Below are 19651 nucleotides of genomic sequence, written 5' to 3'. Positions count from 1 at the left end.
AGCCGATGGGCCGCCCGGGTCAGGACGAAGCGGCCTTCTTACCGCGAGTCGCCCCGCCACGCCCACGCAGCGTGACGCCCGATTCGCTCAGCATCCGGTGAACGAAGCCATACGAGCGGCCGGTCTCCTCGGCCAGCGCCCGGATGCTCGCACCGGAGTCGTACTTCTTCTTCAGGTCTGCCGCGAGCTTGTCGCGCGCGGCGCCGGTCACCCGGCTGCCCTTCTTCAGAGTCTCGGCCACCCGTGCCTCCTCATGGGAAGTGCGCTCTGGTCTCCTCATGATCACCCCTCCGGGCGCTCATGGCCACCCATTCGGCAAGGTCCGTGAGACAGGCTTGTGACGACAGGAGCACATCCCCACATGCGGAACGCCCCCTTCCGCACTGTCGCGTCCGTTGGGCCGAACGGGTTCACCGGCGAAATTCCTGGTCAGCGACGCGCGGCGGCCGAGCCCCCGGCTACGGAGGACTCGGCCGCGAAATCGATGGCGGACACACCCGGGTACCAGGCGATCTCACTCAGATGATGGATCAACGATGAGCCGAATGATCCCTACGCCGTTGATCACGAGTTCGGTCAAGCGAGGGCGACGAGGTCCGCGTAGTCGGAACCCCACAGGTCCTCGACGCCGTCCGGGAGCAGGATGATGCGCTCCGGCTGCAGCGCCTCGACGGCGCCCTCGTCGTGCGTGACCAGGACGACGGCGCCCTTGTAGGTGCGCAGCGCGCCGAGGATCTCCTCGCGGCTGGCCGGGTCGAGGTTGTTGGTCGGCTCGTCCAGGAGCAGCACGTTCGCCGAGGACACCACCAGGGTGGCGAGGGCGAGGCGGGTCTTCTCGCCGCCGGAGAGCACGCCGGCCGGCTTGTCGACGTCGTCGCCGGAGAAAAGGAACGAGCCCAGCACCTTGCGGACCTCGACGAGGTCCATGTCGGGGGCCGCCGAGCGCATGTTCTCCAGCACCGTGCGGTCGGGGTCCAGGGTCTCGTGCTCCTGGGCGTAGTAACCGAGCTTGAGTCCGTGGCCGGGGACGACCATGCCGGTGTCGGGCTGTTCGACGCCGGCGAGCAGGCGCAGCAGGGTGGTCTTGCCGGCGCCGTTGAGGCCGAGGATGACGACCCGGGAGCCCTTGTCGACGGCCAGGTCGACGTCGGTGAAGATCTCCAGCGAGCCGTACGACTTCGACAGGCCCTCGGCCGTCAGCGGGGTCTTGCCGCAGGGCGCGGGCTCCGGGAAGCGCAGCTTGGCGACCTTGTCGGACTGCCGGACGGCCTCCAGGCCGGCGAGCAGCTTGTCGGCCCTGCGGGCCATGTTCTGCGCGGCGACCGTCTTGGTGGCCTTGGCGCGCATCTTGTCGGCCTGCGAATGCAGCGCGGCGGCCTTCTTCTCGGCGTTGGCGCGCTCGCGCTTGCGGCGCTTCTCGTCGGCCTCGCGCTGCTGCTGGTACAGCTTCCAGCCCATGTTGTAGATGTCGATCTGGGCGCGGTTAGCGTCCAGGTAGAACACCTTGTTCACGACCGTCTCGACCAGGTCGACGTCGTGGGAGATCACGATGAAGCCGCCGCGGTAGGTCTTGAGGTAGTCGCGCAGCCAGACGATCGAGTCGGCGTCGAGGTGGTTGGTGGGCTCGTCCAGCAGCAGGGTGTCCGCGTCGGAGAACAGGATGCGGGCCAGCTCGATACGGCGGCGCTGACCGCCGGAGAGGGTGTGCAGCGGCTGGTTCAGCACCCGGTCGGGCAGGTTGAGCGCGGCGGCGATGGTGGCGGCCTCGGCCTCGGCGGCGTACCCGCCCTTGGTGAGGAACTCCGTCTCCTGGCGCTCGTACTGCTTGAGGGCCTTCTCGCGGGTGGCGCCCTGGCCGTTCGCGATGCGCTGCTCGTTCTCGCGCATCTTGCGGATCAGTACGTCGAGCCCGCGGGCGGACAGGACGCGGTCGCGGGCGAGGACGTCCAGGTCGCCGGTGCGCGGGTCCTGCGGGAGGTAGCCGACCTCGCCGGAGCGGGTGATGGTGCCGGCGGCGGGGATGCCCTCGCCGGCGAGGCACTTGGTGAGGGTGGTCTTGCCGGCGCCGTTGCGGCCGACCAGGCCGATGCGGTCGCCCTTGGCGACGCGGAAGCTGGCGTTCTCGATGAGGATGCGGGCACCGGCGCGCAGCTCGATACCGGAGGCGGAGATCACGGACAGACTCCAGGGCGGACAGGGGTTGGCGGGTGGGCGGCTGAGGACGTTCCCGCCGTCTAATGCGCGAGGAGAATGGCCATGGGAGAAGTCTAACGGGCGCATGCAAGCGCTTTTCCGGCTCCACGGGGCGCGGGCCGTTGTCAGTGGCCGCTGTCACACTGGGCGGAGGATGACATTTCCGGCGTGATCCCGAGGGAGTGACCGGTATGGCCAGCACGCACGGCGGGCGTCCGAGCATCTGCCCGACGCTGCTGTACGCGGACGCGAAAGCGGCGATCAGGCAGCTCACGGAGGCCTTCGGCTTCACGGAGCTGTCGGTGTACGAGGGCGAGGACGGCGTGGTCATGCACGCCGAGCTGGTGCAGGGCAACGGCGCGGTGATGATCGGGTCCAAGGGCCGCGGCGGCGTCTTCGACGCGGCCATGAAGGACGCGGGCACCACCGGGGTGTACGTCGTCGTGGACGACGTCGACGCACACCACCGTCACGCCGCGGAGCACGGCGCGGAGATCCTCATGCCCCCGACGGACCAGGAGTACGGCTCGCGGGACTACATGGCCCGGGACGTCGAGGGCAACATATGGAGCTTCGGCACGTACGCCCCGGAGATCGGGACCTGACGGGGGCCGGAGCCGTACTCCCCGGTCGGCTGGTCCGTGGCTAGTCCCCGCCGGTGTGCACCTGGAAGGCGGCGCGGCGGACGGCCTTGGCGAGGGCCGGGTCGGGGTGCGCGGCGGCCAGCGCGACCAGGACCTGCACGGTGCGGGGGTGGCCGACGGCGCGCACCTCGTCGAGCAGGGCCGGCACGGTCGGCTGCACGGCGGACTCCAGGTGGCGCACCAGCATGGGGGCCTCGCCGTGGTCGGCGACGGCTGCGGCGGTGTCCACCCACAGCCAGGTGGCCTCCTCCCGGGTGAGGACCTCGTGGGCGTCCTCCGGGTCGATGCCGTCGTGCTCGGCGAGCCACAGCAGGGCGTAGGGCCGCAGGGTCGGCTCGTCGGCCACGGCACGCACGTCCGCCTCGGCGGGGGCGCCGACCACGCGCAGCGCCTCGAAGGCGAGGCCGCGCAGCAGGGCGTCCTCGCCGCGGGCGGCCGCCAGCAGCTCGGTGACGGCGCTGCCCACGGGGCGGGCGGCGAGCCAGGCGCGGTACTCGGCGCGGGCGGCGTTCGGGCGCAGCTGGGCGCAGCCGCGGAGCATGTCCTCGGCGCTCTGCTCGATGTTCCCGGCTGGGCTCTGGGCGGCGACGCAGATCTGCTCCAGCTTGACCCAGACCGCCCAGCTGCCGAGCGGGGTCAGGGTGGCCTGTCCGTCGCCGCAGGTGAGCGCGCCGACGGAGGCGAGGGCGTGCAGGGCCCAGTCGAGGAGGGGCGCGAGGGGCGTGTCCTGCCAGCCGGTCTCGAGGGCCGGATCGGGCTGGGGGCCGTAGGGGATCTCGCAGCGCTCGGTGCGCAGTTCGGTGACCCGCTGCTCCAGGAGGTCCAGGAGCTGCTCCACGGGGACCGGGCCGGCGGACAGCTGGAGGAAGGAGAGCACCTGCGGCATGGCCGAGACGACCTCGGCGACGGCGGCGGGCTCGTGGTGCGCGGGCTCGGGGTAGGCGAGCGACCAGGCGTCGAAGAGGGCGACCCAGCCGCGCAGGACGGCGCTGTCGTCGCGGTCCCAGGCGCGCAGCCGCCAGCCGGGCCGGGCGCGGCCGCCGTGCACCTCCACCAGGCCGGCGAGGCGGGCGATGTCCCAGTCGGCGCGCACCTGAGCCACGCTCAGGCCCAGGTCCGCCGCCGCGTGTTCGGCGGTCGCGTCGGAGAGGGTGGCCTTTCCGTCGGCGGTCACGCCGTCCCGGCCCACGCCGAGCGCGGTGTCGGCCCAGCGCGCGACGCGGGCCGCGGCGGCCAGGCCGGAGCGAGCCATCCTGGCCAGTTCCGCGGGGGCCGGTGTGCCCTCCGGAGGGCGGGGGGCGGCGCGCCGCGGGCGCCGCTGGTTCACTGCTGAGGGGGCGGCGGCCAGGGGTCGCGGGCGGACGAGTCGAAGCCTGGAGTCGCGCGGGATACGGGACGTCACGGGTGCAGTCTTCCGGTTGACGGTCCGAAAACCCAAACGGAATGTCACCATGGCCGCCGGACGGGGCGGAAGTCCGGCTTCCGCAGGGCCCCGGGGCGCCGGGAACAGGCCACTTCCGCAGCCGCAAACGGAATCTCCGGGACCGGGGCCGGGAGGGGGCCGCCGCGGCTCACATCAGGGGGGTGAGGAAGCGGCGCAGCGCCTCCTCGTAGGCCGCCGGGTCGGCGTTCCACATCGCTCCGTGCGGGGCGTCCCGGACCGTGTGCAGGGCGACCAGGCCGGGCAGGGCGCGGGCGAGGCCGCGGGAGAGCTCCCAGGGGGCCAGGGTGTCGTCCGGGCCGTGGAAGACGAGGGTCGGGACGGTGAGCCGGGCCGCGTCCACCAGGCCGGCCGAGCGGTCGCCGTACAGGCCGGTGCGGCCCTGCGCGGCCCGCACGGCGAGCGGCAGCAGGGCGGCCGGCGTGCGGCGGGCCGCGGCGAGGGCGCGCAGCGTCGCCGTCCAGTCGAGGACCGGGGAGTCCAGGACCAGGCCGGAGACTCGCTCGCGCACGCCCGAGTGCAGCGCGGCGCGCAGCGCCATGGTGGCGCCGGTGGACCAGCCGTACAGGACGACCTGCCGGGCGCCCTGCCGCACGGCGTAGCGGATCGCCGCGTCCAGGTCGCGCCACTCGGTCTCGCCCAGGTGGCTCAGGCCGTCCGGCGAGCGGGGGGCGCCGGGGTCGCCGCGGTAGGCGAGGGCCAGCACCGGGAAGCGCCGGCCGTGCAGGAACTCCAGGACGTTCAGGGTGAGTTCGCGGGTGGTGCCCAGGCCGTGCACCGCGATCACCCAGGTCTGCCGCACGCCGTGGACGAACCAGGCGGGCAGGGAACCGAGTTCGCCGGGGATGCCGACCTCGGCGTGGTCGAGGCCGAGTGCGGTGCCCGGGTCGCCGACGTGGAGGTTGGGGGTGAACCACACCTTGTCGCCGGGTTCGAGGGTGCCGCGCGTGAGGCGTTCCAGGCGGCGCACGACCGCGTCGGCGGAGTTTCCCGCGGTGCCCAGGACGGGGCCGACGACCGCGTGGGCGCCGGCGTCGGTGAGGCCGTAGGTGCCGGGGCGCGTCGAGGCGAGGTCGCGGGTCAGGGCGATCCGGTCCGGGGCCGTGGCGTGCACGGTGAGCCGGGGTTCGGTGGGCAGGGGCTTGCCCGGCGGCGCCTTGAGCGCGGCGTCGCTGGCCAGCCGGCCGGCGGCCACGCTCGCCGCGCCGGCCGCCAGGGCGGCGGTGACGGCGGCGGCCGATGCTTTGACGGTGCGCACGCGTCCAGTGTCCCGGCGGACCGCGTCACCGGCCAGCGGGCGGACGGGGCGGAGTGACGCGGCGATGCGCGGCGGGGCGGAGCCGGGGTGGGACGGGCGGGACGGGCGGGTCACCGGGGTGCGCCGGGGTCCGTCGAAGTCGCCGGGGTGGATCAGTCCGAGGCGGGTCAGTCCGGCGTAGGTGCGTCCGGGGTGGGTCAGTCCGGCGCAGGTGCGTCCGAGGCGGGTCGGTCGCGTTGTCCGTATCCCCGCAGCCGCTCCCCCACGTCCGCCAGCTGCTCCGCCGTCAGCAGGGACGGTGACAGCCCCGGGACCGCGGACGCCGTCAGCCACAGACGGCACATCCACTCGAGCTGGGCCGTACGGTCGTAGGCCTGTTCGAGGGTCGCGCCGTAGGTGACGGTGCCGTGGTTCTGCAGCAGGCAGCCGGAGCGGTCGTCGAGGGCGTGGAGCATGTTCCGGGCCAACTCATCAGTGCCGTAAGCCGCATAAGGGGCAACCCGGACGGGTCCGCCGAGTGCGGCGGCCATGTAGTGGATCACCGGCAGTTCGGGGACGAGGGTGGAGACGGCCGTCGCGTGCACGGCGTGGGTGTGGACGACGGCGCGGGCCGCGGTCGTGCGGTAGACGGCGAGATGCATGGGCAGTTCGCTGGTCGGCACCAGCGAGCCGAGCACCTGCCGGCCGTCGAGGCCGACGCCCGTCACATCGCCCGCGGTCAGCCGGTCGTACGGCACCCCCGAGGGCGTGACGAGGACGGTGTCCCCGACGCGCACCGAGACGTTGCCGGACGTGCCGACGACCAGCCCGTCGGCCACCGTGCGCCGGGCCGTGGCGACGAGGTCCGCCCAGGCGCGCGCCTCCTCGGCCCGCACCGCCCTCCCCCGCTCCTGCGGGCCGGTCCGCGCGCCCTCGCGGGCATCCCGTCCGCCTCGTCCGCCCCGCCGGTCCGCTCGCTGCTCAGCCATGCGGAGATCCTGCCAGGACACCCTCGGCCCCGCCGCCGTTCCGAGCGGGAACACGGTACGTGACCATGCGAAACCCGACCGTCACCGCCACCGCGAGCAGGCCGGACGGCGGAACCGCCGACCCCCTTTTTCGGACATCCTGCGGCCCGCCTCAGTTCATCTTCCGTTCACCCAGGTTACGTACGTTCGACGCGCCAATGACCTCGAACGATTGCCTGGGTAAATGGAAAACTTCTCGCTGATCCTCGCGATTGTGGTGGCTACCGCACTCGCGTTCGATTTCACGAACGGTTTCCACGACACCGCCAACGCGATGGCCACGACCATCTCGACCGGCGCACTCAAGCCCAAGGTCGCGGTGGCCATGTCCGCCGTGCTCAACCTTGTGGGCGCTTTCCTCTCCGTGGAGGTCGCCAACACGATCTCCAAGGGTCTCGTCGACGAGACCGGCATCCGTCCCGAGGTCATCTTCGCCGCACTGGTCGGCGCGATCCTCTGGAACCTGCTGACCTGGCTGGTCGGGCTGCCCTCCAGTTCCTCGCACGCCCTGATGGGCGGCCTGATCGGCGCCACCGTCGCCTCGGCGGGCATGGGCGCGGTCCACGGCGACGTGCTGGTGACCAAGGTGCTGATCCCCGCGGTCGCCGCCCCGGTCGTCGCGGGAGTGGCGGCGATGTTCGCCACGCGCCTGTCGTACACGCTCGGCCGGAAGGCCGACGGCAAGGCCGCCGACAAGGGTTACCGGGCCGGCCAGATCGCCTCCGCGGGCCTGGTCTCCCTGGCCCACGGCACGAACGACGCGCAGAAGACGATGGGCATCATCACCCTCGCCCTGGTCGCCGGTGGCGTCGTCGCCCCCGACTCCGACCCGCCCACCTGGGTCATCCTCTCCGCCGGTCTGGCCATCGCGCTCGGCACCTACATCGGCGGCTGGCGCATCATCCGCACCATGGGCAAGGGCCTGACCGACCTGCAGCCGCAGCAGGGCTTCGCCGCCCAGACCAGCGCGGCCACGGCCATCCTGGCCTCCTCCCACCTCGGCTTCTCCCTGTCCACCACGCACGTCGTCTCCGGTTCGGTGATGGGCGCCGGCCTCGGCCGCAAGGGCGGCGTGGTCCGCTGGTCGACCGCCACCCGGATGGTCGTCGCCTGGGTGCTGACGCTCCCGGCCGCCGCCCTGGTCGGCGCGCTCGCCGAGTCGGTCACCGGTCTCGGCGACTGGGGCACCGCCGTCGTCGCCCTCTTCCTGGTCGCCTCCAGCGCCGCGATCTGGAAGATCTCCCGCCGCGAGGTCGTCGACCACAGCAACGTCAACCACGTCGAGGAGCCGGACGGCGTGGTCACCGCGGCGATCGCCGCCGTGACGCCGCCCCCGGCCGGCCCGGTGACCGAGGAGCTCACGGCGACGATCCCGTCGCCGGCCGCCCCGGCCCCCGCGACCGCCACCCCCGACCCGGCCACCCCCGCCACCACGGCCACCCCGCCGGCCGCCGCGGTCTGATCCCCGGCAGAAGGAAGAGAAGCAGCATGAAGATCGACTGGGCAGCCCTCGGCTCCGTCTTCGGCGTCAGCCTCGGGGTCACCGTGGGCCTCGTGGCCCTGTTCACCCTGGGCGTCATGGGCCTGTCGCGCCGCGAGCGGGCGGTGGCGCAGGGCGACTCGGCGGCCCTCGCGGTCACCGGCGCGTACGTGTGCTTCGCCGCCTGCGCGGCGGCGGTGGCGTACGGCATCAACCTGATCATGGCCAAGGGCTGAGGCCCGCGGTCCGACTCCCCCTGGTGCCGGGACGGTGATCCGTCCCGGCACCAGGCGTTTCCCCGCGCGTTTCCCCACCTGGTTCCCCAGGCGTTCCGGCAGCGGTTTCCCGTGACCCCGGCGACCCCTCGCGTGTGGGCCTCAGCACACTCCCCCGCCGCAGGTCAGCGGCAGGTTGACGGCCCTTCCGGCCCCGTGGTGGACTGCCGGGGCCAATTACGGCGGCAGGAGAGGAAGCCGGTGCGAGTCCGGCGCGGTCCCGCCACTGTCACCGGGGTGCGAGCCCCGGGAGCCAGGAACTCTCACCGCCGGTCTCGTCGAACCAGGGCGTGGACACCCTGAGTGAGGACATATCGCCATGCGCGGCTGCCGGCCGAGGACCACCGCCCGAGCCCTGCCCGACCCCGCGGCCGGCTGAGCCGATGCGTGCCGATCGCGTCTTCGCGTACGGCGCCGCCGCCGGACTCGTGGGTGATCTGCTCCTCGGCGATCCGCGCCGTGGACACCCGGTCGCCGCGTTCGGGCGGGCCGCCGGCGCCGTGGAACGGGTGCTGTGGCGGGACCACCGCGGGTGGGGCTCGCTGCACGCCGTCGTGTGCGCGGGCGGAGCGGCGGCGCTGGGCGCCCTCGCCGCCCGTGCCGTACGCCCCTCCCCCGCCGCCTCGGTCGCGCTGACCGGCGCCGCCACCTGGGCCGTCGTCGGGGGGACGTCGCTCGCCCGGGAGGCCCGGGTGATCGGGCGGGCCCTGGAGGCGGGGGACGTGGAGGCCGCGCGGGCGCGGCTGCCGCACCTGTGCGGGCGCGATCCGCAGGCGCTGGACGCCGACGGGATCGCCCGCGCCGTCGTCGAGTCGGTCGCCGAGAACACCTCCGACGCCGTGGTGGGAGCCCTCGTGTGGGGCGCCGCCGCCGGCGTGCCGGGGCTGGTCGGGTTCCGGGCCGTCAACACGCTCGACGCCATGGTCGGGCACCGGTCCCCGAGGTACCGGCGGTTCGGCTGGGCCTCCGCCCGCCTCGACGACGTGGCCGGTTGGCCGGGCGCGCGACTCACCGCCGTGCTCGCGGCCATGGCCGGCGACGACCGGCGGGGCGCCGTGCGGGCCTGGCGCGCCGACGCCGGCCGGCACCCGAGCCCCAACGCCGGACCGGTGGAGGCGTCGTTCGCGGGCGCGCTCGGCGTGCGGCTGGGCGGAACGCTGTCGTACGGGGGGCGCGTCGAGCACCGGCCGGTGCTGAACCGGGACGGGCGCGCCGTCGACGTGCCCGACATCGAACGGGCCGTACGGCTGTCCCGGCGGGTCGGTCTGCTCGCGCTCGGCGCCTGCGCCGCCGCGCGCCTCGTCGTGAGCCTCGTGAAGGGACACGGGAAATGAACGGTGGACTCCTCGTCGCCGGCACCACCTCCGACGCCGGCAAGAGCGTCGTCACGGCCGGCATCTGCCGGTGGCTGGTGCGGCAGGGCGTCAAGGTCGCGCCGTTCAAGGCGCAGAACATGTCCCTCAACTCGTTCGTCACCCGCGAGGGCGCGGAGATCGGGCGGGCGCAGGCCATGCAGGCGCAGGCGTGCCGCGTCGAGCCGACCGCGCTGATGAACCCCGTGCTGCTCAAGCCGGGCGGCGAGCAGCGCAGCCAGGTCGTGCTGATGGGCAAGCCGGTGGGTGAGATGAGCGCGCGCGGGTATCACGGCGGGCGGCAGCAGAAGCTGCTCGGGACGGTGCTCGACTGTCTCGCCGAGCTGCGGGGCACGTATGACGCGGTGATCTGTGAAGGGGCCGGTTCGCCCGCGGAGATCAACCTGCGGCGGACCGACATCGTGAACATGGGGATCGCCCGCAACGCCGGGCTGCCCGTGCTCGTGGTCGGCGACATCGACCGCGGGGGCGTCTTCGCCTCGTTCTTCGGGACGGTCGCCCTGCTCTCCCGCGAGGACCAGGAACTCGTCGCCGGGTTCCTGGTCAACAAGTTCCGCGGCGACGTCTCCCTGCTCCAGCCGGGCCTGGACATGCTGCACGGGCTCACCGGGCGGCGCACGTACGGCGTGCTGCCCTTCCGGCACGGGCTAGGCATCGACGAGGAGGACGGACTGCGCGTCTCCCTGCGCGGGACCGTGCGGGAGTCGAACACCGCCCCGCCGGTCGGCGAGGACATCCTGCGGGTCGCCGTCTGCGCGGTCCCGCTGATGTCGAACTTCACCGACGTGGACGCGCTGGCCGCCGAACCGGGCGTCGTGGTGCGGTTCGTGGACCGGCCCGAGGAACTGGCCGACGCCGACCTCGTCGTGGTCCCCGGCACCCGGGGCACCGTGCAGGCCCTCCAGTGGCTGCGCGAGCGGCGGCTCGCGGACGCGCTGGTGCGCAGGGCCGCCGAGGGGCGGCCGGTGCTCGGCATCTGCGGCGGCTTCCAGATCCTCGGCGAGCACATCGAGGACGAGGTGGAGAGCCGGCGCGGACACGTCGACGGCCTCGGCATCCTGCCCGTGCGGGTGCGGTTCGCCCGCGAGAAGACCCTCACCCGGCCGGTGGGCGAGGCCCTGGGCGAACGCGTCGAGGGCTACGAGATCCACCACGGGGTCGCCTCCGTCGAGGGAGGGGAGCCCTTCCTGGACGGCTGCCGGGTCGGGCAGACCTGGGGCACGCACTGGCACGGCTCGCTGGAGTCGGACGGCTTCCGGCGGGCCTTCCTGCGCGAGGTGGCGGCCGCCGCGGGCCGCCGTTTCGTGCCCGCCGACGGCACCTCGTTCGCCGCGCTGCGCGAGGAGCAGCTCGACCGGCTCGGCGACCTGATCGAACAGCACGCGGACACGGACGCGCTGTGGCGGCTCATCGAGTCCGGCGCGCCGCAAGGACTGCCCTTCATCCCACCGGGAGCGCCCGCATGAGCACAGTGTTGTTGTTGTCGACCGCCGACACGGACCTGCTGGCGGCCCGCGCCTCCGGCGCCTCCTACCGGATCGGCAACCCGACCCGGGTGGACGTAGCCGGGGAGCTGCCACGGCTGCTCGCGGGCGCCGACATCGCCGTCGTACGGCTGCTCGGCGGCAAGCGCGCCTGGGAGAACGGGCTGGCCGCGCTGAAGGCGTCCGGCGTCCCGACCGTGCTGCTCGGCGGGGAGGCCGTGCCGGACGCTGAGCTGATGGCCGAGTCGTCGGTGCCGGCCGGTGTCGTCGCCGAGGCGCTGCGGTACCTGGTGGAGGGCGGCCCCGCCAACCTGACCGAGCTGGCGCGGTTCCTGTCCGACACCGTGCTGCTGACCGGCGAGGGGTTCGTCGAGCCGCAGCAGATGCCCGAGTACGGCGTCCACGGCGAGCGTGCCCTGCTCGACGGCCGGCCGACCGTGGGCGTGCTGTTCTACCGGGCCCACGAACTCAGCGGCAACACCGCCTTCGTGGACACCCTGTGCGACGCGATCGAGGCGCACGGCGCCAACGCCCTGCCCGTCTACTGCGGTTCGCTGCGCGGCGCGGACGCCGGGCTGTACGAGATCCTCGGCCGGGCCGACGCCCTGGTCGCCACCGTCCTCGCGGCCGGCGGCACGCACGCCTCACAGGCGTCGGCGGGCGGCGACGAGGAGGCGTGGGACGTCGGCGCGCTCGCGGAGCTGAACATCCCGGTGCTGCAAGGGCTGTGCCTGACGTCGTCCAGGGCCGCCTGGGACGAGTCCGACGCCGCCCTCTCCCCCATGGACGCGGCGATGCAGGTCGCGATCCCGGAGTTCGACGGACGGCTGATCACCGTGCCGTTCTCGTTCAAGGAGCAGGGGCCGGACGACGTGCCGGTGTACGTCGCCGACCCCGAGCGGGCCGCCCGGGTCGCCGGGATCGCCGTACGGCACGCCCGGCTGCGGCACAAGCCCAACGCCGACAAGAAGGTCGCGCTCGTCTTCACCGCCTACCCGACCAAGCACTCCCGGGTCGGCAACGCGGTCGGCCTCGACACGCCCGCGTCCGCGGTCCGGGTCCTGGACGCGCTGCGGGACGCCGGGTACGCACTCACCGAGTACCCCTCCGGCGGCGACGAGCTGATCCACCGGCTCATCGAGGCCGGCGGACACGACGTGGAGTGGCTGACCGAGGAGCAGCTGGCCGCCGCGCCCGCGCGGGTACCGCTCGCCGACTACCGGGCGTGGTTCGACAAGCTGGACCCCGGGCTGCGGGACGCCATGCTGGAGGCGTGGGGCGAGCCGCCGGGCTCGCTGTACGTGGACGGCGACGACATCGTCCTCGCCTCCCTGCGGTTCGGGAACGTCGTGGTGATGATCCAGCCGCCGCGCGGTTTCGGCGAGAACCCGATCGCGATCTACCACGACCCCGACATGCCGCCGTCGCACCACTACCTGGCGGCCTACCGCTGGCTGGAGAACAGTTTCGGCGCCGACGCGATCGTCCACATGGGCAAGCACGGCACGATGGAGTGGCTGCCCGGCAAGGGGCTGGGGCTCGGCCCGGGGTGCGCCCCGGACGCGGTCCTCGGCGACCTGCCGCTGATCTACCCGTTCATCGTCAACGACCCCGGCGAGGGCACCCAGGCCAAGCGGCGCGGGCACGCCACGGTCGTCGACCACCTGGTGCCGCCGATGGCCCGCGCCGACACCTACGGCGACCTGGCCAAGCTGGAACAGCTCCTCGACGAGTACGCCCTCGTCTCCGACCTGGACCCGGCGAAGGCGCCGGCCGTGCGCGCGCAGATCTGGACGCTGGTCAAGGCGGCCGAGCTGCACCACGACCTGCACGTCGACGAGCAGCCGGACGACGCGGCGTTCGACGAGTTCGTCATGCACATCGACGGCTACCTGTGCGAGATCAAGGACGTGCAGATCCGCGACGGCCTGCACGTCCTGGGCGGCGGCCCGGTCGGCGAGCCGCGCGTGAACCTGGTCCTCGCGGTGCTGCGGGCGTCGCAGGTGTGGGGCGGGCAGGCGAACGCGCTGCCGGGTCTGCGGGCCTCGCTCGCGGCGCATTTCGGGCTCGTCGAGAAGGAGTTGCTGGCCGAGCCGGGCGCCCCGGTGAAGCTGCCGGCGGAGCTGACCGATCTGGTGGACGGCCCGGCGCGCACCGCCGCCGACGCGATCGACCTGCTGGAGCAGTTGTGCCGGCGGATCGCGGAGGGCATGGAGGCGCGTGACTGGGCGGTCGCCGAGAGCGCGCCGCTGGTGCGCGAGGTGCTGGGCGCCGAACTCCCCGACGCCGTCGCGGTGGTGGAGTTCGCGTGCACCGAGGTCGTGCCCCGGCTGGCGCGCACCACGGACGAGATCGGGCACATCCTGCGGGCGCTGGACGGCGGTTACGTACCGGCGGGCCCGTCGGGCTCGCCCACCCGCGGCCTGGTCAACGTCCTGCCGACCGGCCGGAACTTCTACTCCGTCGACCCCAAGGCCATCCCGTCCCGGCTCAGTTGGGAGGTCGGCCAGTCGCTCGCCGACTCGCTCGTGGCGCGCTACCTGCAGGACACCGGGGAGTACCCGAAGTCCGTCGGCCTCACGGTGTGGGGCACGTCCGCGATGCGCACCCAGGGCGACGACATCGCCGAGATCCTGGCGCTGCTGGGCTGCCGCCCGGTGTGGGACGACGCCTCGCGCCGGGTCACCGGCTTCGAGATCGTGCCCCTGGCGGAGCTGGGCCGGCCGCGCATCGACGTCACGGTCCGCATCTCCGGCTTCTTCCGGGACGCCTTCCCGCACGTGGTCGGGCTGATCGACGACGCGGTGCGGGCGGTGGCGGAGCTGGACGAGAGCGCCGAGCGGAACTTCGTGAAGGCGCACGCCGACGAGGACACCGCCGCCCACGGCGACCGGCGCCGCGCCACGGCCCGCGTCTTCGGCTCCAAGCCGGGCGCGTACGGCGCGGGCCTGCTGCCGCTGATCGACGCCCGCAACTGGCGCAGCGACGCGGATCTGGCCGAGGTGTACGCGGTGTGGGGCGGTTACGCGTACGGGCGCGGGCTGGACGGGCGGGCAGCGCGCGGGGACATGGAGACGGCGTTCCGGCGGATCGCGGTGGCCGCGAAGAACGTCGACACCCGTGAGCACGACCTGGTCGACGCGGACGACTACTTCCAGTACCACGGCGGCATGGTCGCCATGGTGCGCCACCTGACGGGCGCGAGCCCGGAGGCGTACGTCGGCGACTCCGCCGTGCCCGACCAGGTCAAGACGCGGACGCTGGGCGAGGAGACCCACCGGGTGTTCCGGGCACGGGTGGTCAACCCGCGCTGGATGGCGGCCATGCGCCGGCATGGCTACAAGGGCGCCTTCGAGATGGCGGCGACCGTGGACTACCTCTTCGGCTACGACGCCACGGCGGGCGTGGTCGACGACTGGATGTACGAGAAGCTCAGCGCCGAGTACGTCTTCGACCCGGAGAACCGGGACTTCATGAAGCAGTCCAACCCGTGGGCGCTGCGCGGCATCACGGAGAGGTTGCTCGAGGCGGCGGACCGCGGGCTGTGGGCGGAACCGGACGCGGAGACGCTGGAGCGGCTGCGCGCCACCTACCTGGAGCTGGAAGGCGACTTGGAGGGCGACGAGAAGTGAGTACCCCGTTTCCGTTCACGGCCGTCGTCGGGCAGGACGACCTGCGGCTCGCGCTGCTGCTGAACGCGGTGTCCCCGGCGGTCGGCGGCGTGCTGGTCCGCGGCGAGAAGGGCACGGCGAAGTCGACGGCGGTACGCGCCCTTTCGGCGCTGCTGCCGGAGGTCGCCGTAGTCCCCGGGTGCCGGTTCTCCTGCGACCCGGCGGCACCGGACCCGTCCTGCCCGGACGGGCCGCACGAGCCGGGGGCCGGTACGACGCGTCCCGCGCGGATGGTCGAGCTGCCCGTCGGCGCTTCCGAGGACCGGCTGGTGGGCGCCCTCGACATCGAACGGGCGCTGGCGGAGGGCGTGAAGGCCTTCGAGCCCGGCCTGCTCGCCGACGCGCACCGGGGGATCCTCTACGTCGACGAGGTCAACCTGCTCCACGACCACCTCGTGGACCTGCTGCTGGACGCGGCGGCGATGGGCGCCTCGTACGTCGAGCGCGAGGGCGTCTCCGTGCGGCACGCGGCGCGGTTCCTGCTCGTCGGGACCATGAATCCCGAAGAGGGCGAGCTGCGGCCGCAGTTGCTGGACCGGTTCGGGCTGACCGTGGAGGTCGCCGCCTCCCGGGAGCCCGACCAGCGGGTGGAGGTCGTGCGGCGCAGGCTGGCGTACGACGACGACCCGGCCGGCTTCGCCGCACGCTGGGCCGGCGAGGAGGCCGCCGTACGGCAGCGGATCGTCGCCGCGCGGGAGTTGCTGCCGCAGGTGCGGCTGGGCGACGGGGCGCTGCGGCAGATCGCGGCGACCTGCGCGGCCTTCGAGGTCGACGGGATGCGGGCCGACATCGTGATGGCGCGGACGGCGACCGCGCTGGCGGCGTGGGCCGGGCGGACCGACGTGCTCGCCGAGGACGTGCGGCAGGCGGCGCTGCTGGCGCTGCCGCACCGGCGCAGGCGCAATCCCTTCGACGCCCCCGGTCTCGACGAGAACAAGCTGGACGAGACGCTGGAGGAGTTCTCCGGCGACGACGATCCCGACCCCGACCCGGGCCCCGACGGCGGCGGGCCGGGCGGGGGCGGCGGGCAGCCGGCGCCGGACGCCGGACCGCGGGACGGGGACACCGGCGCGCGGCCGGAGGCCGGGGAGGGCGGCGAGCCGCAGGCCTCGGGGGCCTCGGAGCAGGCACCCGCACGTGCCGCCGAGCCGTTCCGCACCAAGGTGCTGAGCGTGCCCGGGATCGGTGAGGGCGCCGCCGGGCGGCGTTCGCGGGCGCGGACCGAGCACGGGCGCACGACCGGGGCGCGGCGGCCCCGGGGTGCGCTGACCAAGCTGCACCTCGCCGCGACCGTGCGGGCCGCCGCGCCGCACCAGCGGGCGCGCGGGCGGTCCGGGCGCGGGCTGGTCGTGCGCAGGGACGATCTGCGGCAGGCGACGCGTGAGGGGCGTGAGGGCAACCTCGTGCTTTTCGTGGTCGACGCCTCCGGCTCCATGGCCGCGCGGCAGCGGATGAGTGCCGTGAAGGGTGCAGTGCTGTCGCTGCTGCTCGACGCCTACCAGCGGCGGGACAAGGTGGGTCTGGTGACCTTCCGCGGGCGGGAGGCGCAGGTCGCGCTGCCGCCCACGTCGTCCGTGGACGCGGCGGCGGCCCGGCTGGAGTCGCTGCCGACGGGTGGCCGTACGCCGCTCGCGGCGGGGCTGCTGAGGGCGCACGAGGTGCTGCGGGTCGAGAAGCTGCGGGATCCCGCACGGCGGGCGCTGGTGGTGGTGGTGACCGACGGGCGGGCCACCGGAGGCCCGGAGCCGGTGGCGCTCGCCGGGCGGGCGGCGCGGCTGTTCGCGGCCGAGGGGGTCGCGTCGGTGGTCGTCGACTGCGAGTCCGGGCCGGTGCGGCTGGGGCTCGCCGGGCGGCTCGCCGAGGAGCTGGGGGGTGCCGCGGTGACGCTGGACGAGTTGCGGGCCGACTCGATCGCCGGGCTGGTCAGGGACGTTCAGGGCAACAGGAGGGCCGCGTAATGCCGCAGGGACAGCCGAGTGTCATCCCCGACGACGGACTGACGACCCGTCAGCGGCGCAACCGGCCGCTGGTGATCGTGCACACCGGCATCGGCAAGGGCAAGTCGACGGCCGCGTTCGGGCTCGCGCTGCGGGCCTGGAACCAGGGGTGGCCGATCGGGGTGTTCCAGTTCGTGAAGTCGGCCAAGTGGAAGGTCGGCGAGGAGAACGCGCTGCGTGTGCTCGGCGCTTCCGGCGAGGGCGGGACCGTCGCCTGGCACAAGATGGGCGAGGGCTGGTCCTGGGTCCAGCGCGACGCGCAGATGGACAACGAGGAGAAGGCCCGCGAGGGCTGGGAGCAGGTCAAGCGCGACCTGGCCGCCGAGACGTACAAGCTCTACGTGCTCGACGAGTTCGCGTACCCGATGCACTGGGGGTGGATCGACACCGACGAGGTGGTGGAGGTGCTGCGCGGCCGGCCCGGCACCCAGCATGTCGTGATCACCGGGCGGAACGCGCCCGGGAAGCTGGTGGACCTCGCCGACCTCGTCACCGACATGTCGAAGGTCAAGCACCCCATGGACGTGGGCCAGAAGGGCCAGCGGGGCATCGAGTGGTGACGTCCTCGTCCGTGCCCCGGCTGGTCGTCGCCGCGCCGTCCTCCGGCAGCGGCAAGACCACCGTCGCCACGGGGCTGATGGCCGCGTTCGCCGCGCGGGGGCTGGCCGTGTCCCCGCACAAGGTCGGACCCGACTACATCGACCCCGGGTACCACGCGCTCGCCACCGGGCGCGTGGGGCGCAACCTCGACGCCTACCTGTGCGGGCCGGAGCTGGTCGGCCCGCTGTTCGCGCACGGTGCGCGCGGGTGCGACATCGCCGTCGTCGAGGGCGTGATGGGCCTGTACGACGGGGCCGCGGGCGAGGGTGAGCTGGCGTCCACCGCGCAGGTGGCGAAGCTGCTGCGGGCGCCGGTGGTGCTCGTCGTGGACGCGTCGTCGCAGTCGCGGTCGGTGGCGGCGCTGGTGCACGGGTTCGCCTCCTGGGACCCGGGGGTGCGCGTCGGAGGCGTGATCCTGAACAAGGTCGCCTCCGACCGGCACGAGGAACTGCTGCGGGAGGCGCTGGACTCGGCCGGGGTGCCGGTGCTGGGGGTGCTGCGGCGGGTTCCGCAGGTGGACACGCCGTCGCGGCATCTGGGGCTGGTGCCGGTCGCCGAGCGGCAGACGGCGGCGGTGGAGGCCATCGCGGCGATGGGCGCGCAGGTCGCCGACGGATGCGACCTCCAGGCGCTGCTGGCGCTGGCGCGCGGTGCGGGAGCACTGTCGTGTGCGGCGTGGGACGCGGCCGAGGTGCTGGGCGCCGCGCCCCCGGACGCGGCCGAGGTGCTGGACGCCGCGCCCCCGGATGCGAACGAGGTCCTGGACGCCGCGCCCCCGGACGCGGCCGGGGTCCTGGGCGCCGCGTCCCCGGATCCGTGTCGGTCCGCAGGGCCTGGCCCTCGGACGCCGGTCGGGCCGGCCGGCGCCGGACCGGGGCGCGGCGGCGCCCCCGTCGTCGCCGTCGCCGGCGGTCCCGCCTTCACGTTCTCCTACGCCGAGCACACCGAACTGCTGACCGCCGCCGGCGCCGACGTCGTGCCCTTCGATCCGCTGCACGACGAGCGACTGCCGGACGGCACGAGCGGGCTGGTCATCGGCGGCGGCTTCCCGGAGGTGTACGCCGACGGGCTGTCCGCCAACGAGCCGCTGCGCAAGGCGGTCGCGGACCTCGCCCTGAGCGGCGCGCCCGTCGCCGCCGAGTGCGCCGGTCTGCTGTACCTGTGCCGGGAGCTGGACGGGCGGCCCATGTGCGGGGTGCTGGACGCGACCGCCCGGATGAGCGAGCGGCTCACCCTCGGCTACCGGGACGCCGTGGCCGTCGGCGACAGCGTGCTCGCCGTCGCGGGGACGCGGATGCGCGGGCACGAGTTCCACCGCACGGTCGTCGAGCCCGGCGCGGGGGCGGCTCCCGCCTGGGGTGTGCGCGCCCCCGTCCGGCGGGTCGAAGGTTTTGTACAGCGAGGTGTGCACGCGAGTTATCTGCACACGCACTGGGCGGCCGAGCCCGGTGTCGCCCGTAGGTTCGTGGAGAGGTGCCGGACGTCATGAGCAGCAGGCTGATCGGGGTCGGGGTCGGGCCGGGCGACCCGGAGCTGGTGACCGTCAAGGGTGTCAACGCGCTGCGCGCCGCCGACGTGGTGGTCGTGCCGGTGATGGACACCCTGGAGCGCGGGCGCGCCGAGGCGACCGTGCTGCACTACGTGCCCGCGGAGAAGATCGTCCGGGTGGTGTTCGCGCTGAACGAGCGGACCGACCGGGCGCGGCGCGAGGCCGCCTGGGACGTGGCCGGCGAGCGGGTCGCCCAGCTGCTGCGGGAGAGCGGCCGCGTCGCCTTCGCGACCATCGGCGATCCCAACGTGTACTCGACGTTCACCTACCTCGCGCAGACCGTGGCCGAGCTGGTGCCCGGGACCGTGGTGGAGACCGTGCCGGGGATCACCGCGATGCAGGACCTGGCGGCCCGGTCGGGCGCCGTGCTCACCGAGGGGACCGAACCGCTGACGCTGGTGCCCGTCACGGCCGGGAGCGCCGTGCTCAAGGAAGCGCTGAGCGGGCCGGGCACGGTCGTCGCGTACAAGTTCGGGCGGCAGGCCCGTGAGGTCGCCGAGGCGCTGCGGGAGACCGGGCGGATCGGCGACGCCGTGTGGGGTTCGGCGCTAGGGCTGGAGACCGAGTCGATCCGGCCGGCCGCCGAGCTCGACGGCGGCGAGCTGCCGTACCTGTCCACGCTGATCGCGCCGCCGCGGCGCGACGGCGGGCGGGGCGGCAAGCTGTGAGGTCCCCCGGA

At 74.0% G+C, this 19651-nt stretch carries 15 protein-coding genes and 1 riboswitch; of the genes, 10 read left to right on the top strand and 5 right to left on the bottom strand.

The window, feature by feature from the left end:
* Positions 1–19 precede the first annotated feature (19 nt).
* Both AB0G63_RS22740 and abc-f read right to left on the bottom strand, forming a co-directional pair.
* Positions 20–241: a helix-turn-helix domain-containing protein gene (locus AB0G63_RS22740; protein WP_004002281.1), complete on the bottom strand. Its 222-nt coding sequence runs from the start codon at positions 239–241 to the stop codon at positions 20–22.
* A gap of 335 nt (positions 242–576) precedes the next feature.
* On the bottom strand, positions 577–2175 hold the full coding sequence (abc-f, locus tag AB0G63_RS22735; RefSeq protein WP_360753110.1) for a ribosomal protection-like ABC-F family protein: 1599 nt from the start codon (positions 2173–2175) through the stop codon (positions 577–579).
* Positions 2176–2384: 209 nt separating this feature from the next.
* On the opposite strand from abc-f, the gene AB0G63_RS22730 reads away from it, so the two are divergent.
* Complete coding sequence (locus tag AB0G63_RS22730) at positions 2385–2798, top strand: VOC family protein (RefSeq protein WP_360753107.1); 414 nt, start codon at positions 2385–2387, stop codon at positions 2796–2798.
* A 40-nt stretch (positions 2799–2838) separates the two neighbouring features.
* Here the strand turns inward: AB0G63_RS22730 and AB0G63_RS22725 are convergent, their stop codons facing one another.
* From AB0G63_RS22725 to AB0G63_RS22715, 3 genes are all read right to left on the bottom strand, one after another.
* Positions 2839–4239, bottom strand: coding sequence for a hypothetical protein (locus AB0G63_RS22725; RefSeq protein WP_360753104.1), 1401 nt, complete (start codon positions 4237–4239; stop codon positions 2839–2841).
* A gap of 169 nt (positions 4240–4408) precedes the next feature.
* Positions 4409–5536, bottom strand: coding sequence for an alpha/beta hydrolase (locus AB0G63_RS22720; RefSeq protein WP_360753101.1), 1128 nt, complete (start codon positions 5534–5536; stop codon positions 4409–4411).
* Positions 5537–5733: 197 nt separating this feature from the next.
* The gene (locus tag AB0G63_RS22715) at positions 5734–6504 is read right to left on the bottom strand and encodes a class II aldolase/adducin family protein (protein ID WP_360753098.1); all 771 of its coding nucleotides are present in this window, start codon (positions 6502–6504) and stop codon (positions 5734–5736) included.
* Positions 6505–6727: 223 nt separating this feature from the next.
* Between AB0G63_RS22715 and AB0G63_RS22710 the strand changes: the two genes are divergently transcribed.
* The 9 genes from AB0G63_RS22710 (at position 6728) to cobI (ending at position 19640) form a co-directional block, all read left to right on the top strand.
* The gene (locus AB0G63_RS22710) at positions 6728–8005 is read left to right on the top strand and encodes an inorganic phosphate transporter (protein WP_360753096.1); all 1278 of its coding nucleotides are present in this window, start codon (positions 6728–6730) and stop codon (positions 8003–8005) included.
* 26 nt (positions 8006–8031) lie between these two features.
* Positions 8032–8259 (top strand): hypothetical protein, encoded by a 228-nt coding sequence (locus AB0G63_RS22705; protein WP_360753094.1) that lies wholly within the window; start codon positions 8032–8034, stop codon positions 8257–8259.
* Positions 8260–8488: 229 nt separating this feature from the next.
* Positions 8489–8561, top strand: a riboswitch (cobalamin riboswitch).
* Positions 8562–8681: 120 nt separating this feature from the next.
* Positions 8682–9632, top strand: coding sequence for a cobalamin biosynthesis protein (locus AB0G63_RS22700; protein ID WP_360753091.1), 951 nt, complete (start codon positions 8682–8684; stop codon positions 9630–9632).
* The gene (locus tag AB0G63_RS22695) at positions 9629–11137 is read left to right on the top strand and encodes a cobyric acid synthase (protein WP_360753088.1); all 1509 of its coding nucleotides are present in this window, start codon (positions 9629–9631) and stop codon (positions 11135–11137) included. Before AB0G63_RS22700 ends, AB0G63_RS22695 begins: the two co-directional genes overlap by 4 nt.
* Positions 11134–14787, top strand: coding sequence for a cobaltochelatase subunit CobN (gene cobN, locus AB0G63_RS22690; RefSeq protein WP_360753085.1), 3654 nt, complete (start codon positions 11134–11136; stop codon positions 14785–14787). Before AB0G63_RS22695 ends, cobN begins: the two co-directional genes overlap by 4 nt.
* The gene (locus AB0G63_RS22685) at positions 14784–16784 is read left to right on the top strand and encodes a putative cobaltochelatase (protein WP_360753083.1); all 2001 of its coding nucleotides are present in this window, start codon (positions 14784–14786) and stop codon (positions 16782–16784) included. Before cobN ends, AB0G63_RS22685 begins: the two co-directional genes overlap by 4 nt.
* A complete protein-coding gene (gene cobO, locus AB0G63_RS22680) occupies positions 16784–17383 on the top strand; it encodes a cob(I)yrinic acid a,c-diamide adenosyltransferase (protein ID WP_360753080.1) in 600 nt (199 codons plus the stop codon). The genes AB0G63_RS22685 and cobO overlap by 1 nt, the downstream gene beginning before the upstream one ends.
* A complete protein-coding gene (locus AB0G63_RS22675; protein WP_360753077.1) occupies positions 17377–18912 on the top strand; it encodes a cobyrinate a,c-diamide synthase in 1536 nt (511 codons plus the stop codon). Before cobO ends, AB0G63_RS22675 begins: the two co-directional genes overlap by 7 nt.
* Complete coding sequence (cobI, locus tag AB0G63_RS22670) at positions 18909–19640, top strand: precorrin-2 C(20)-methyltransferase (protein ID WP_360753074.1); 732 nt, start codon at positions 18909–18911, stop codon at positions 19638–19640. The genes AB0G63_RS22675 and cobI overlap by 4 nt, the downstream gene beginning before the upstream one ends.
* The last annotated feature ends 11 nt before the right edge of the window (positions 19641–19651 follow it).

Origin of the sequence: Streptomyces sp. NPDC020996, from assembly GCF_040641355.1 — a bacterium.
Lineage (GTDB): Bacteria > Actinomycetota > Actinomycetes > Streptomycetales > Streptomycetaceae > Streptomyces.
This window is presented reverse-complemented; position numbering and strand designations above follow the sequence as displayed.

Excerpts from the sequence above, each read along its gene's own strand:
- AB0G63_RS22700 (WP_360753091.1), top strand. The coding sequence starts at position 8,682 with ATGCGTGCCGATCGCGTCTTCGCGTACGGCGCCGCCGCCGGACTCGTG.
- AB0G63_RS22730 (WP_360753107.1), top strand. The coding sequence starts at position 2,385 with ATGGCCAGCACGCACGGCGGGCGTCCGAGCATCTGCCCGACGCTGCTG.
- cobO (WP_360753080.1), top strand. The coding sequence starts at position 16,784 with ATGCCGCAGGGACAGCCGAGTGTCATCCCCGACGACGGACTGACGACC.
- AB0G63_RS22695 (WP_360753088.1), top strand. The coding sequence starts at position 9,629 with ATGAACGGTGGACTCCTCGTCGCCGGCACCACCTCCGACGCCGGCAAG.
- cobN (WP_360753085.1), top strand. The coding sequence starts at position 11,134 with ATGAGCACAGTGTTGTTGTTGTCGACCGCCGACACGGACCTGCTGGCG.
- AB0G63_RS22705 (WP_360753094.1), top strand. The coding sequence starts at position 8,032 with ATGAAGATCGACTGGGCAGCCCTCGGCTCCGTCTTCGGCGTCAGCCTC.
- cobI (WP_360753074.1), top strand. The coding sequence starts at position 18,909 with ATGAGCAGCAGGCTGATCGGGGTCGGGGTCGGGCCGGGCGACCCGGAG.
- AB0G63_RS22710 (WP_360753096.1), top strand. The coding sequence starts at position 6,728 with ATGGAAAACTTCTCGCTGATCCTCGCGATTGTGGTGGCTACCGCACTC.
- AB0G63_RS22715 (WP_360753098.1), bottom strand. The coding sequence starts at position 6,504 with ATGGCTGAGCAGCGAGCGGACCGGCGGGGCGGACGAGGCGGACGGGAT.